This is a genomic window from Micromonospora sp. NPDC049274, assembly GCF_040678875.1.
In the GTDB taxonomy this organism is placed as follows: Bacteria; Actinomycetota; Actinomycetes; order Mycobacteriales; family Micromonosporaceae; genus Micromonospora.
Genome location: NZ_JBFAQS010000026.1, coordinates 1 through 15,059, shown reverse-complemented (window position 1 = coordinate 15,059; position 15,059 = coordinate 1). Strand labels below are relative to the sequence as shown.

General features: G+C 69.6%; 8 protein-coding genes. 2 read left to right on the top strand and 6 right to left on the bottom strand.

What is annotated here, in order from left to right; all coding sequences use genetic code 11:
- Positions 1–24: 24 nt before the first annotated feature.
- Positions 25–948 carry a hypothetical protein gene (locus AB0K10_RS31395; protein WP_363689560.1) on the bottom strand — a complete coding sequence of 308 codons (924 nt, stop codon included), beginning with the start codon at positions 946–948 and terminating at the stop codon, positions 25–27.
- Positions 949–977: 29 nt separating this feature from the next.
- Positions 978–2,306, bottom strand: a complete 1,329-nt coding sequence (locus tag AB0K10_RS31390; protein WP_363689558.1) for a carotenoid oxygenase family protein — start codon at positions 2,304–2,306, stop codon at positions 978–980.
- Positions 2,307–2,460: 154 nt separating this feature from the next.
- Here AB0K10_RS31390 and AB0K10_RS31385 point away from each other — a divergent pair, with 154 nt between their 5' ends.
- Positions 2,461–3,870, top strand: a complete 1,410-nt coding sequence (locus AB0K10_RS31385; RefSeq protein WP_363689556.1) for an aldehyde dehydrogenase family protein — start codon at positions 2,461–2,463, stop codon at positions 3,868–3,870.
- On the opposite strand, the gene AB0K10_RS31380 is transcribed toward AB0K10_RS31385, so the two are convergent.
- From AB0K10_RS31380 to AB0K10_RS31365, 4 genes are all read right to left on the bottom strand, one after another.
- Entirely contained in the window at positions 3,830–4,483 is a 654-nt protein-coding gene (locus AB0K10_RS31380; protein WP_363689554.1) for a 4'-phosphopantetheinyl transferase superfamily protein, read from the bottom strand. The two genes, AB0K10_RS31385 and AB0K10_RS31380, sit on opposite strands and share 41 nt — an antisense overlap.
- Positions 4,480–5,325, bottom strand: a complete 846-nt coding sequence (locus AB0K10_RS31375) for a metallophosphoesterase (protein ID WP_363689552.1) — start codon at positions 5,323–5,325, stop codon at positions 4,480–4,482. Before AB0K10_RS31375 ends, AB0K10_RS31380 begins: the two co-directional genes overlap by 4 nt.
- A gap of 178 nt (positions 5,326–5,503) precedes the next feature.
- Entirely contained in the window at positions 5,504–10,924 is a 5,421-nt protein-coding gene (locus AB0K10_RS31370; protein ID WP_363689550.1) for a biotin carboxylase N-terminal domain-containing protein, read from the bottom strand.
- 507 nt (positions 10,925–11,431) lie between these two features.
- Complete coding sequence (locus AB0K10_RS31365; protein WP_363689548.1) at positions 11,432–12,562, bottom strand: LacI family DNA-binding transcriptional regulator; 1,131 nt, start codon at positions 12,560–12,562, stop codon at positions 11,432–11,434.
- A gap of 565 nt (positions 12,563–13,127) precedes the next feature.
- On the opposite strand from AB0K10_RS31365, the gene AB0K10_RS31360 reads away from it, so the two are divergent.
- A partial coding sequence (locus tag AB0K10_RS31360; protein ID WP_363689546.1) for a glycoside hydrolase family 2 TIM barrel-domain containing protein occupies positions 13,128–15,059 on the top strand: 1,932 nt, incomplete at its 3' end.

Here is a 15,059-nt window from a genome sequence, read left to right as displayed (position 1 = left end):
CGGCGGGGGACTGTTCGGTCGGCGTCAGCTGACGGTGTCGAACCTGCCGAAGCCGGTGCCGACCGTGACCGGCTCGGCGAACAGGCTCTCCGGGTTGTCGCGGTCGAACTCGCCGGTGTGGACCCAGGCCGCGAGCGTCCCGTCCGGGCGCAGCGTCAGCAGGTCCGGCTTGCCGTCGAGGTCGACGTCGGTGTGGGTCAGGAACTTCATGTCCTGCCAACCGCGGGCGACCACGTACCAGTTGCCGCGCTCCGGCTCGACGTGCTCCGAGCCGGTCGGCACCGGGAACTCGAACAGCGCGATGTCGCCGTTGGCCCGGCGGACCAGCAGGTCGAGGTTGCCGGTGCCGGTGAAGTCGGCCATCGCGAACGGGAAGTCGGCCGGGTCGATCGTGGTCAGCGGCAAGGGCTCCCGGTCGTACGTGTCGTCTGCGACGACCCCGTTGTTGAGGTGCGGGAAGCTGTCGAAGTTGCCGCCGCCGAGACCGCGGGAGTAGATGTCGTCGTTGCCGGTGCCGGTGATGTCGGCGAAGCCGAACGTCGACCAGTAGCGGTCGTCGTCGCGCTTGCCCGAGATGCGCATCGGCTCGCCGAGCGGGCCGATCTCGCCAGGCCCGCCGAGGTTGGGGAACCAGAAGAAGCCGAATTGGCCGTTCTCGCCGGTGTTGATCTGGCGGAGCTCGCCGTTGATCACGACCTCTTTGACGTTGAACGCGCACACCTCGGCCTGCCCGTCGCCGGAGACGTCGCAGGCCCGGATGAAGCAGAACCGCTTACGCGTGAAGTCGTCCGCGATCTTGACCGGGTCCTCGTAGGTCGAGGTGCCGTTGAGCTTGCCGCTGTGCGGGTAGACGAGCAACTCGCCGGTGTCCGGGTCGCGAACGAGCAGGTCCAGCTTGCCGTCGCCGCGGAAGGAACGGCAGGAGCCGTTCATGAATTCGAAACCCACGTGCGTTTTCTCCGTTCTGAGGGATCGGGTCACAGATCGGGCAGCCAGCTGCCGTGGAAGCCGTACGGGACGCGCTGCGGCAGGTGGATGGTGGCGACGGGGGCGGCCGTCATGTCGTCGACGTCGACGATGATCAGGTCACTGGTGTCGGTGGCGGCGTCGTACACGTAGGTCATCAGCCACCCGGCGCCGCCGGCCCGGTCGTCGGCGGGGGCGAACGCGGCCTCGCTGGGAATGCGGCCGGGGGCGAGCCTGTGCCGCGCGACCGCGCCGGTGCCGGTGTCGTAGCGCAGCAGCGCCCCGTCGACCGGGTCGTGGCGCGGATGCGAGGCCGCCACGACCGTGTGCACGAAACCGGATTCGAGGCCGGACAGCCGATCGTCGATGCGGGGGAACTCGGTGTTGCGGTCGTCCAGCTGCTCCTCGGCGACCTTCCCGGCGCCGAGGTCGATCGTCCACCGCCACAGGTTGGACTCGGGGTAGGCCTCGCCGCTGCCGGAGCGCCAGAGGTAGGGGTAGCGCACGACGTAGAGCACGATGTCGTTGCCGTCGTCGTACGCGCAGGCGACGTGGAACACGTAGCAGGGCTCCACCTCGAACCAGTGGACCGCCCCGTGCGGGTCGTCGCGCCGCAGCACCCCGACGCGGGCCGGGTAGGCGGGGTTCCACCGGTACGGGAAGGCCTCGCCGCGCATGGCCAGCTTCATGTCGAATACGACCGGCAGATCCAGGAACACCACGTGCCGCTGGGTCAGGGCGAAGTCGTGCATCATCGTCGGGCCGACCCCGTCCACGACCCGGCTGACCACCAGGTTCCCGGCGGCGTCGGCCCGGTGATAGGTCAGGAACGGGGGCGTGAGCATGCCGTACCCGAAGAAGTGCAGCTCGCCGGTGAGCGGGCACGTCTTCGGATGCGCGGTCATCGGCGTGGTCAGCAGGCCGCCGAAGTCGTACGCGCCGACGGTGTCCAGCTCCGGGGTGAGCAGGTAGGGAAGGCTTGACTCGGCCAGCGCCAGGAGGTTCCCGGCGTGTCGGACGATGTGGGTGTTGACCGTCCCGGCGGTGAGGTCGCGGTTGCCGAACTGGTCGAACAGCTGGGCGCCGTCGGTGAGGGCGGTGGTGCGTACCCACCGGTTGCGGTAGGCGGTGGCGCGCCCGCCTTCCAGCCGTACTCCGTGCACCATGCCGCTGCCGAGGAACCAGTGCGCGGACGCCGCCTCGTGCGGGTTCGGGCCGTTGCGCAGGTACCAGCCGGTCAGTTCCTTCGGGATGGCGCCCGTGACGGTCAGATCGGTGGCGGTGAGCTCGTGCGTGACCGGGGCGTAGTTGCCCGCGAGATGTGGAACTCCGGTGGACAAGAGCTCGTTCCCTTCGACGGAAACCGGCGGCACCGTCGACTATCTGGCGAGCCTCGAGCTGAGGTAACCCCTAGGTCGCCCCTGAGAATCGCCCCAGCGACGGAAATGCCCGGTCCGGTCCGGCTAACGTCCCGGTACCGACGAGGGGGAGACGATGCCGCAGTACGCCATGACGATCGGCGGCGCCCGGGTGACCGGCACGGCGACGTTTGAGGTGGTCAACCCGGCCACCGGCCGGCCGCACGCCGAGGCACCCGATTGCGACGAGGGACAGCTGGACGACGCTTTCACGGCGGCGCACGAGGCGTACAAGTCGTGGCGCCGTAACGAGCGCGCCCGCCGTCGGGCTCTGCACGCCGCGGCCGACCTGCTGACCCGGCGGACCGGTCAGTTGGCCCCGGTGCTCACCGCCGAACAGGGCAAACCCCTCAAGGACGCCGCGTACGAGATCGGCGGCGCCGCCTGGTGGCTGCGGTACGCGGCCGACCTGCCGATCCCGCACGAGGTCCTGCGGGACGACCCGGCGGCCCACGTCGAGGTGGTCCGCCGCCCGATGGGGGTGGTCGCCGCGATCACCCCGTGGAACTTCCCGCTGATGCTGGCCTGCTGGAAGATCGGCCCGGCGCTGCTGGCGGGCAACACGATGGTGCTCAAGCCCTCCCCCTGGACGCCGCTGACCACCCTGGCGTTCGGCGAGCTGATGCGCGAGGTGCTCCCGCCCGGGGTGCTCAACGTGGTGAGCGGCCTCGATCCGCTGGGTGCGTCGATGACCGCCCACCCGGTGCCCCGCAAGATCAGCTTCACCGGCAGCGTGGCGACCGGCACGAAGGTCGCGGTGGCCGCGGCCCGCGACCTGAAACGGGTGACCCTCGAGCTGGGCGGCAACGACCCCGCTATCGTCCTCGACGACGCCGATCCACACGCCGTCGCCCCGCAGCTGTTCAGGTACGCCTTCGAGAACAACGGCCAGCTCTGTTCCGCGATAAAGCGGGTGTACGTGCCCGAGCGGCTGCACGACGACCTCGTCGGCGCCATGGCCAAACTGGCCGCCGAGGCCCGGGTCGGCAATGGCTTCGAGGCGAGCGTTCAGTTCGGGCCCGTCAACAACCGACCACAGCTTGAACGGATCATCGACCTGGTGGCCGACGCGCGGGGCCGGGGCGCCCACATCGCCGCCGGCGGCGAGCCGGGCGTCGGACCCGGCTACTTCTACCGGCCGACCATCGTGACCGGCGTCGGCGACGACGCCCGGGTGGTCGCCGAGGAGCAGTTCGGCCCGGTACTGCCGATCCTGCCGTACCGGTCGGTCGAGGAGGCGGTCCACCGGGCCAACGACACCCACTTCGGTCTGGACGGGTCCGTCTGGGGCGGCAACACCGAGCGTGCGGCCGAGGTGGCCGAGGGCCTGGAGTGCGGCACCACCTGGATCAACACTCATTTCGAGGTGCATCCGGGCCGGCCGTTCGGCGGTCACAAGTCCAGTGGGATCGGCGTCGAGAACGGCCGGCTGGGGCTCGAGGCCTTTACCGAGGTGCAGGTGCGGCATTCACCGTTACCGCGGTGAGCACCAGCCCGTCCTTCACCAGCCAGCGCCCCGTGAACCCGGACACCGGGCCGGTCACCAGCAGACGGGCCCGGAAGACGGCGGCCGCGGGGTCGAACGTCAGCTCGGCCTCGTCGAAGCCGAGCATCCGCCGGGCGAGCGGGAACCACGCCTTGTAGACCGACTCCTTGGCGCTGAACAGCAACCGGTCCCAGCAGACCGACGAATCCTGGACGGCGAGCGCGGCCAGACGCGGCCGTTCGGCGGGCACCGTGACAGCTTCCAGGACACCCTCCGGCAGCGGGGCGTGTGTCTCGGCGTCGATGCCGAGGCTGGCGAGGTGACCGGCGTCGGCGACGGCCGCGCCGCGATAGCCTGCGCAGTGGGTGATGCTGCCGACGACGCCGGCAGGCCAGACCGGCTCTCGCCGTTCGCCGCGGAGGATCGGGCCGGGTGGGACGCCGAGCTGGGCCAGGGCCTCACGCGCGCACCAGCGGGCGGTGACGAACTCGCGCCGGCGGGACTCGACCGCCTGCGCAGCCGCGGACTCCTCGCCCGGGTAGACGGGCTCGTCGTCGAGATCGCGGAACGCCTCGGCGACGCGGACGCCTGCCGGGAGCAACTCCTCGATCATCGGGCGGCGATCGGGGTGTGCCGGACGGCGCGCATGGGGGCGGGATCGTCGCCGCGTCGCGGCTTCCACTCGCGCGGGTAACCGAGCGAGACCTCCTCGAACCGTACGCCGTCGTAGTGGGCCGTCCGCGGTATGTGCAGATGGCCGTAGACGGCCAACTCCGCGCGGAATCGGACGTGCCAGTCGGCGGTCAGTTCGGTGCCGCACCACTGCGCGAATTCCGGGTACCGCAGCATGTCGGTGGGCTGTCGCACGAGGGGCCAGTGGCTGACGAGCACGGTGCGCAGGGCCGGGTCGACGGCGGCGAGGCGCCGTTCGGTTTCGGTCACGCGCGCCTGGCACCAGGCTTCGCGACTGGGGTACGGGTCGGGGTGCAGCAGCATCTCGTCGGTGCACACCACGCCAGTGTCGTACGCGTAGCGCAGCGACTCGTCCTTCGTCCGGGTACCGGGCGCCCGGAACGTGTAGTCGTAGAGCAGGAAGAGCGGGGCGATCACCAGCGGGCCATCGGGGTCGGGCCAGACCGCGTACTCATCCTCCGGGGTCAGCACGCCCAGCTCCCGGCACGCCCGGACCAGCTCCCGGTAGCGCCGTTCGCCGCGGAGCTGCACCGGGTCCTGCGGGTGGGCCCACAGTTCGTGGTTGCCGGGTGCCCAGATCACCTTGGCGAACCGCTCGCTGAGCCGCGCCAGTGCGCCGGTGACCTCGTCGAACTTCTCCGCGACGTCGCCCGCGACCAGGAGCCAGTCGTCGTCGGACTCCGGCCGCAGCGTGTCGGCGACCTGGCGGTTCTCCCGGTACGACACGTGCAGGTCACTGACCGCGTACAGGGTCCTTCGCATTAATCGAACGGTAGTGATCAGACGCGCGGTCGGCCACCCCTAGCAACACAGGGGTCGGTCGGCGGTGAGCCCCACCTGTGTCCCGGCAGGACATTTCCGGGGCGCCGCTGCCAGCAATGAGCTTCTTCACCGTGGCGGCAACCGACGATGGGTGTTCGTTCGGTTCGTCGTGGCCGCGCTACGCTCCCCGCTTGCCGAGGCCCTGTTCGATGGCTTCGATGAGGCGGGGACGTAGTTCGGCGGTGCTCACGATGGCGTCCACCGAGCCGACCTCGACCGCCCGTTGGATGCTGTGTACACGGTCGAACTCCGCGGCCACCTCGCCGAGCTTCTCGGCGCGCACCGATGAGTGGACCTCGGCGAGACGCATGCTGAGGGCAGCCCGTTCGGCACCGGACGCGGCTGCCACCCGGGTCTCGAGTTCGGCGACGCGCGGGTCGTTGGCGGTGCGGTTGTTGACGTCACCGGAGAACACCACCGCGGCGGCGGGGGCGCCGCCGAGGACGGAGGCGAACGAACCTTCCAGCGCCAGGACGGTCATGTTCGGGTTGAGGGCCTTGGAGAAGACCACGAATGCGCCGCCGTGGTAGCGGGAGATCACGGTGAAGATGATCGGGCCCCTGAAGTTGACGATGGCCCGGCCGATCTCGGCGCCGTACTCCAACTGGAGGTTGCGCATGGATTCCGGTGAACCGTCGAAGCCGGACAGGTTGGCCAGTACCACCAGCGGTCGGTTGCCGGAAGCGGCGTTGATCGCTCGCGCCGTCTTGGCCGACGAGCGCGGGAAGAGGGTGCCCGCGGTGTAGGTGTCGGGACCGTCGGTGGGCGGGAAGCCGCGCCGGGTGACCGGCCGGGACTCGATGCCGATCAGACAGACCGGGCGACCGCCGAGGTGCACGTCCTGGACCGCGGCGGTGTCGGCGTCGGCCATGTCGGCCCACCGCTCCAGGACGGGGTGGTCCTGGTCGGAGACAGCACGCATGACCGTACGAATGTCGAAGGCCTTTTTGCGGTCCGGGTTGTGTCTTGCCGAGAAGATCCCGCCGACGGTGGTGAAGTCACTACCGGCGATGGTGTGCGGGTAGCCGGAGATGTCCCGGTCGGCGGGGTCGGTGGTGAGCGCGGGACGGGGTTGGGACTCACCCGGCGCCACGTAGGTGTGGTCATAGTGGATCATGAGTACGTCCCGGGCGGCTGGCAGGCTGGGCGCCCAATACTGCGCCTGGCCGTTAGGGCCCATCACCCGGTCGTAGCCGCCGATGCCGAAGTTGTCCTCGGCCGACACGCCACCGGCGAAGTCGAGCGACTGCTTGCCGGTGAGGACCATCGCCGAGTCGGGTGTCATGACCAGGATGCCCTTGGTGTGCATGAGCATCGTGGCCTCGGCGTTCCAGTACGGCTGCGCGCCCACGTTGATGCCCGCGACCACGATGTTGATCTCGCCGCCGGCCTGGGTGAACTCGACGATCCGCTTGAGCGCGGCCGCGACCCAGTCCATGTTCTCGGTGCCCGAGGACATCGAGATCCGCGCGCCGGCGGAGAGAGTGAACCACTCCAGCGGCACGGCCAGAGCGGACGCCAGGTCGAGTGCGGCGATGACCCGGGCACACTCCGGCTCGGAGAGGGCACCGAGCGACTTGGTCGGGTCGCCGAGCAGCACAACCCGTCTGATGCCCTGCGGGTAGCGGTCGGTCGGCGTGGTGACGACACCGGCGACGATGGCCGCCGAGTTCCGGCCCTTCGGCCGGTCGACCGGCTCCAGAGCCCCGGCGGAGTTGAGGTCGTACTCGACGAAACTGCCCAGAAGGTCGGTCAGCTCGTACGGGTAGACAGTCCCGCGCCGTGCCGCCCGCAGCACCTTCTGCCGGTAGTCGTCCAGCGGCTGCACCAGCTCGGTGGACGGCTCGCCCACGTGCAGGCGCGCGCCGTTGCCCGGCTCCAGGGTGATCGTCACCGCCACCTCGGTCAGCTCCCCGCTGGATCGCCGCTGACGAGCGATGAACTGCACCTCTTCCAGGCCGGCCCCGGAGGCGGTCGGCAGGATCCGTTGCACCAGCGCGTTCAGCTCGTCCAGTGACAACTCGGTGACCGGCCAGACGTACATCATGATCCGGTTGGTGTCGAACCTCTTGTTCTGCGGGCGCTGCGCCTGGATGGTGCGGATCGCGTCCAGGGCCAGCGTGAGGGCCTGCTCGAGGGCCGGCAGCGCCAGCAGGCGGCCGCCGGTCTCCCGCAGCGCGGTCAAGTCCCGGACCTGGCACATTGCGATGAGCCGCTCGTCAGCCGGATTGTTTCTGGCCACCGCCTTGAAGAGGTACATCTCCTCGTCGACGGAGGGCAGCCGAGTCAACTGGAACTGGCGGAGCCGCTTCAGTTGCAGGCGCTTGGCGATCTGGGGATGCAGACCCCGGATCAGACGGTCCTCGGTGAAATGTCCCGACTCATCCGCGCGGAACGTGAAGTGATGGTGCATCACCGCGCCGTGGGTGCCGGCCACGGTCACGGTCACGCGGTGCACACCGATGTGCGGAGGATGCTCGGCAAGCAGTTCGCCGAATCGTGCTGCCATCACGTCGATGGCGGGCTGGTCCTCCCACGCGACGTACAGGTCTGCGACCAGTTCTTCGCCGGTTGTCCCGGTGGCGAGCTTGTTCAGCCTGCCGAGGGCGGAGGGAAGACCTGTCATGTCCGTGGCACCCGCCGCCACGCGTGTCGTGCCGTGCTCTGCCGTGATGAATTCGTCCTGCACTGTCACCGCGGTCAGGCCGCGGTTGCCGTAGTAGCGGCGGGTGAGCACTTCCAGCAACGGCGCATGATCATGGAGGCCTGGACGCCGGATCCGTTCGCCGATGATCCTCACCAGGGGCTGCAGGCAGCGGACCATCCGCTCGATGTGGTCGGCGCGGTCGGGAGCATCGGGATGCCGATCGAGGTAACGCAGGCCAGCCCGGACCTCGGCATAACTCTTCGCTCGGGTACGCCGGAGCAGCGGCTGCGCGTACCACCGGAACACGATGCCCCGGGCCAGGTCGGACAGGGATACGAATCGTACCTGGGTGGCTTCGATCAGGTGCCCCAGCGCGATGGCGGCACGGCCGGCGAGCGGCTCCCGGGGCGGATTCGCGGTGATCCACAGGCCCAGGATCTCCGCGACCATACCCGCGTTCGCGGCCGACTTCCGCATGGCAAGGAAGATCCGGAAGACCGCGTTCTCCAGTTCCGGCGTCCGGTCCAGATCGGTTACGCCATAGTGCGCGAGAACCCGTTCGAGCCGGGTCCGGAACGCGGGGGGAAGTCCGGCCCGGTCGGCGTCGAGGCTCCGCAGATAACTGTGGAAGTACTCGCGAGGGCTGTGCACCGCGTTGCCCGGCTCGGTCTTCCAGTCGTCGTCCGGCCTGTTGCGACTCAGTTCGGCCAGGTCGGCGAAGACCGTCAGCAGGTCCAGCTCGCCCTGCCGCGGATCGGTACGCGTGGCCAGATATACCTCGAGCTCGGCCGGGTCGACGTCGTAGCCGAGCAGCATGGCCCGCAGGTTCGCCAAGCTCTCTTCGGCGGACAGGTCGGCCTGCGACGAGGGCAGGTCGATCTCGGGGGCGTCGTCGGCCGGGGTCTCCTCGACATCATCGGCCAATGGCTCCAGGCGTATCAGCGGGGCGCCGGCCTCGACGTGGCTGCCGACCGCGACCGCGCATTCGCCTACCCGGGCCTTGAACGGCGCCCGCAGCACGTTCTCCATCTTCATGCTCTCCAGCACGAGGATGGGCGCGCCAGCCTCGACCTCGTCACCGACCGCGAGGGGGGTGGCGACGACGAGGGCGGGCGCGGGGGAGCGGACCACGCCGCCCTCGTCCCGGCTGACCCGGTGGGTGACGCCGTCGACCTCTATCGTGCGGATCGGCCCGTGGGTGGCGGTGACCAGGCGGAAGCGGTGGCCGTTGACGTACATCTGGCTGGTGTGGTCGTCGAACCGCTCGGTCACCACGTCGGCGTGCCCGTAGGAGGCGCCGGAGGAGATGTCGACCCCGAAGCGTTCGCGGCCCAGCCGGGAGACCTGCACCCGGTACCGGACGCCGCGCAGCTTCAGGTCGAGCGCGCGGCCGATGTCGTGCCGCACCTCAGGACGGCCGCCGTGCGCGGTGGCGAGCAGCCGCTGCTGGCTGACCTCCTCCTCATCCAGATAGGCCCCAATGCCGGCGGCGGCCAGGGCGATCGCCGAGTGCCGGTGGCTGATCAGGCGGCCCTCGGCGCGGACCCGGTCGATCCAGCCGGTGTCGGCGGAGCCGTCGACGACCTCGGGCTGGTCGAGCAGATCGAGCACGAAGCTCTTGTTGGTGGAGCCGCCCTCGATGATGACCGTGGTCTCGGCCATCGCCCGACGGAGCCGCCCGAGGGCCTCCTCGCGGTTGCGGCCGTACGCAATGATCTTGGCGATCATCGAGTCGAACGCGGCCGGGATGCTGTCGCCCTCGCTGACTCCGGTGTCCACCCGGATGCCCGGGCCGGCCGGCAGCGCGAGCCGGGCGATGCGGCCTGGGGACGGAGCGAAGTCACGATCCGGGTCCTCAGCGTTCAGCCGAGCCTCGACCGCGTGCCCCTGCTCGACGGGCTGCGCACCTTCGAGGCGGCCGCCGCCGGCCACGTACAGCTGGAGTTTGACCAGGTCGGTGCCGGTGGTGATCTCGGTGATCGGGTGCTCGACCTGGAGTCGCGTATTCACCTCGAGGAACGCGAACAGCTTCTCGCCCGGCTGGAAGAGGAACTCGACGGTTCCCGCGCTCCGATAGCCGACCGCGAGCGCCAGCCGGACCGCGGCCGCCTTCACCTCAGCGGCCTGCTCGGGTGCCATCACGACCGAGGACGACTCCTCGATGATCTTCTGGTTGCGCCGCTGTACCGAACAGTCCCGGACACCGAGCGCCCAGGCGCCGCCTTGGCCGTCGGCAATTATCTGCACCTCGACGTGGCGCGCGCCGGTCACCAGGCGCTCAAGGAAGACCACACCGGAGCCGAACGCCCGCAGCGCCTCCTGGCTGGTCCGCTCGTACGCCTCGGTCAGATCCGACGCCGAGTCGACCCGCCGGATGCCACGCCCACCGCCACCGGCGGTCGCCTTCAGCATCAGCGGATAGCCGATCTCGTCACCGGCCCGCAGCGCGTCCTGGAGGGTGGCCACCTCGCCGCGACTCCACGCAGCGACCGGAACCCCAACCTTCTCGGCGATCAGCTTCGAGCCGATCTTGTCACCGAGCTTGCGCATGGCCTCCGCGCTCGGGCCCACGAAGGTGATCCCGATTCGGTCGCACAACTCCGCGAACGCCGGGTCCTCGGCGACGAAACCCCAGCCCACCCAGGCCGCGTCCGCGCCCGTCTTGACGAGCGCGCGCTCCAGTAAGTCATGGTTGAGATAGGGCCGCGCGGCGGCCGGACCGAGCGGATGGGCCAGATCCGCCTCACGGACGAAGGTCGAGGTTCGGTCCTCGTCGGTGTAGAACGCGACCGTCTCGATCGGGGTCCCGGTCTCTGCGGAGAGCTCCCGCACGGCGTGGATGAGCCGCATGGCAGGTTCTCCACGGTTGATGATCGCGATACGCCTGAACATCGGTCGTCCTCTCCTTGCCTGACCCCCAGAAGACGATCGCGTGTGACATCGCACATGGATCGTGGTGCAGGCTTTGACGAAAGTAGCGTGCGAACGGGAAGCAGGGGGTACCCCTGCTTCCCGTTCCAGGGGGGCGCGAGCTGCCGCTCTAGGTCTGATCAGAATCGGTCGCTGCGGTGACCCGGCGGGGAGCGCCCTGGACGCTGATCTCAGCGGCCCGGCGCACCGACGGGTTCATCCGGCCCGGCAAGCCGAAGCCAACCAGGGCCGACACGGTCAGTCGAGGCGGTTGCTTGCATACGCCAGTCGCGGAGAGGGCTCGGCCGCGATCCCACCGGCTGTCCTGGACTCGGGGTGGCGAAGTGAGCGCGGTCCGGGCGGCGGCGATGTCGACGGGCGCCTTCGGGACCCCGATCTACAGGCCCGCGGCGCGGGTGCTGCCGCCGCTCGTCAGCGGCGGCCGGTGCTCGGGTGACGTGCCGCCATAGGTGAACAGATCGACGCTGATCAGGGCTGGGTGGATGGGACTTCGCTGCCCGCGGGCTGATCGTGCGGGCCACCGGGGGCATGGGGGATCGCTCGGCGGTCACGTCCCGGGATCGGCCGGGGCGGAGGTGGCGCCGTCGAGGCGCGGACGACGAGCTCGACCGGTTGGTCGGCCGCCGGTGGAAGCTCGACGTCCGGCTTCTCGATGACCTGTACCAGCAGCGCGAGGCCCTGCCGCGCGACCTCGTCGAACGGCTGCCGCACGGTGGTGAGCGGGGGAGTGACGTAGGCGGCGATCGGGATGTCGTCGAACCCGACGACGCTGATGTCCTCGGGCACCCGGCGCCCGGCCTCGAGCTGCGCGCGGATGAAACCGATCGCCATGTCGTCGTTCGCGGCGAACACCGCGGTCACGGTGCCGTCGCCGGCCAGTTCCCGGGCTGCCGCGTAGCCGGACGCGGCCGACCAGTCGCCCTCGACGACCGGCGGTTCGTCCGCGCCGTGAGCGCGGAGCGCCTCGCGCCAGCCGGCGAGACGGTCCCGTGCCGAATACCACCGCTGCGGGCCGGCCAGGTGATGGACGGTCGCGTGCCCCAACTCCAGTAGGTGCTCGGTCGCGGCCCGCGCGAGCCGGCCCGCGCCGACCCTGGCGGTCACCACCTGCGGCGCGGTGAAGGTGGGCGGCGCACCGAGGACCAGGACCGGCACGTCCACGCTGATGAGGCCGACGCCCTCGTCGATCGGCTCGGAGATGACGAGGCCGTCCACGCCCTGGTCCAGCAGCGACGCCAGGGCGCTCGCGATGCCGCCCGGGTCGCCCTCGATGGTGGTGGCCACCCGCAGCGTGTAGCCCACCTTCCGGACCGCCTCCTCGATGCCCATGAGCCACGACGCCGGCCCGTACAGGGCGCTGCCGAGCGTCACCACGCCGATCGACCGGGTCCGCCCGGAGGCCAGCGCGCGGGCCGCCTGGTTGCGCCGGTAGCCGAGCTCCGCGGCGGCGTCCAGGACCCGCCGGCGCGCGTCGGCCGAGACATACGGCTCGTCGTTGAGGACCCTGGACACCGTCTTCTGGGAGACGCCGGCCAGCCGCGCGACGTCCACGCTGCGTGGCGCCGGAGGGCTTCCACCCGGCCTCGCCAGTCGCGTCACGGCATCTCCCGTCGCCGGCCATAGTCCTGTATGATTGCGCAGTCATGTCTACGCAGTCAGACACTCACCGTTAAGAGCTCGCAACCCGCCCGTGACGATGGCGAAGCACGTTCCTTGCCGACACCCTAACCCCAGTTTCGAACCGAACAGTTCAGGCCGGGCCCGCCCGCCGACTTGGCCGAGGACCGCAGTGCTGTCCACGCCTTGAGCGTGTCACGCGGTCGGGTGCCGCAGAGGCGAACCGGTTCGCTATTCGATCGGTGCCGCACCACTCGGCCGGTGAGGCGGAATGCCTGAGCGCGATGCCTTTGCGCTCTGGAAGGGTCGTATTCCTCGGCGGCCGCTCGAAGCTTGCGAGGCGTCAGGAGCGGGAAGTAACCGTCTTGAAACCTTGACTTAACGCTCGATACGCCCTTTGATACAGGTCTATGTATCTGGCCGCAACCATCCTTCCCGGATGGTCGGCGACGCCGGCAGATCTGTCGAATCGATTCGAGTATCGGCCGTGAGGCCGTGCCCTGAACCGGTGTTGCGGAGCTGGCGGACGAGTCACAGGAGGGTTACCGTGCATCGTACGAACGTCCACTGGGGTGGCCGATTGTCGGCGTTGGCCAGAGGGCTGGCCGCGACCGTGGCGCTCGCCCTGCCCCTGACGCTGGGCGGCCTGACCCTGACGACCCCCGGGTCGGCCCTGGCCGCGCCGGTCGCGAAGCAGAGTGTCGCGGCCGCCGGTGTTGACGGTGTGGCGGCCGGCAACGCCGCGATCACCTCGGTCGACCTGGCCGGGACGTGGAACTTCACGCCTGCGGGTCGGGGGGCGACCACGATCACGGTACCCGGTGGCGGCTGGTACAAGCAGGGCTTCACCACCGTGAACGAGGCGGTGTACTCGCGCAGCATCACGGTTCCGGACTCGGGGCAGCCGCAGTCGACCTGGATCGAGTTCGGTGCCGTCAATCACCAGGCGACACTGTCGGTCGACGGCCGCGTGGTCGCCACCCAGACGACGGCGTTCACCCCGTCGAACTTCGACATCAGCGCATACGCGGCGCCCGGCACCACCCACACGATCACGGTGAACGTGAAGGGCCGCGGCGCGTTGAAGGCATCCAACGGCCGGTACCTGGTGCCCGACGCCGCCACGTGGTCCGAGGCGGTCCCGCAGGGGATCTTCGGGTCCGCGTTCCTGCGGGTGTACCCGGAGGTGTACGTCAGCGACACATTCGTGCGTACGTCGGTGGCGAACAAGACGCTGACCTACGACGTGACGGTGCGGAACACGTCGGGCAGTTCCCGGTCGGTGACGTTGACCGGGTCGCTGTCGTCCAAGAACGGAACGGCTTTCAGCTACCCGGATCTGCCCAGCCGTACGGTCACCGTGGCGGCCCGCTCGACCGCGACCGTGACCGTCGGGCCGGTCGCGTGGAACCTCGACAGCACCTCGTACTGGTGGCCCAACGTGCCGTACCGGTCGGGGTACCGGGCGCAGCTGCACGGGCTGACGGTGCATGCCGTCACCGACGACGGCCGGACGAGCGACGGCGAGTACCGGTTCGGGTTCCGGGAGGCCACCCAGAACGGTGACTACTACTACCTCAACGGCGTGCGCGTGAACTTCCGCGGCGACAACCTCCAGGGCGCCGACTATGACCGGATCAACAACGGTGGCAAGGGCGACGCGTACCACACCCTGCCCGGCTTCCTGCCCCCGTCGTCCGGCAACGGCGGCTGGCCGCAGGCGGTGGACAACTACCAGCGGCTGAACTACAACGTGGTGCGCATCCACCAGGAGCCCGGAAGCCCGTACATGTTGGATGTCGCCGACGAGATGGGCCTGATGATCATCGACGAGGTCGCGATTCGCGGCTCCCAATCCTCGCAGGAGTGGAAGGAGTCCGTCGGGCACGACAACATGGTCAACCACGCCCGTGCGCTGGTCCTGCGTGACCGCAACCACCCCGCGATCATCCGCTGGAGTCAGAACAACGAGCCGAACCAGAGCGGCCAGGATTCCGAACAGTTCGAGAAGGAGCTGTACGCGGCGATGAACGGCGCCGACGGCACCCGGCCGATCATCGCCGAGGTGGGCGTCGGCAACAATGTCAGTCTGTATCCCGGGATGACGTACGCCAACTTCGCGGTGATCCCGCACTACGTCGACGGCTTCGGCAGGTACGGGGAGGGCCTGGTCAGCGTGAACGGGCGGCCCGACGGCGAGGGCGAGTTCATCTGGCCGGCATGCAACAACAAGCAGGGCTTCGAGTGGTTCGCCACGGCAACCATGGCCAAGCGCGGCAAGGGCGCCACCGATCTGCGTCCGTACACGCTGCTGTCCGCCTGGGCCAGCGTGGTGCCGGGCGTGCGGTCCACCGACTTCACCCCGGAGGAGGGTGGTCACCCGATCTACGGCGTCGACAATCTGCCGGATCCGTGGAGCAACGCGCAGATCCAGCGGGTGCAGGCGGCGTTCAACCCGGTGGCCGCGGTCGATCTGCCG

Bases quoted from the DNA above. Each gene is read 5' to 3' on its own strand.
- AB0K10_RS31385 (WP_363689556.1), top strand. From the start codon at position 2,461: ATGCCGCAGTACGCCATGACGATCGGCGGCGCCCGGGTGACCGGCACG.
- AB0K10_RS31380 (WP_363689554.1), bottom strand. From the start codon at position 4,483: ATGATCGAGGAGTTGCTCCCGGCAGGCGTCCGCGTCGCCGAGGCGTTC.
- AB0K10_RS31375 (WP_363689552.1), bottom strand. From the start codon at position 5,325: ATGCGAAGGACCCTGTACGCGGTCAGTGACCTGCACGTGTCGTACCGG.
- AB0K10_RS31370 (WP_363689550.1), bottom strand. From the start codon at position 10,924: ATGTTCAGGCGTATCGCGATCATCAACCGTGGAGAACCTGCCATGCGG.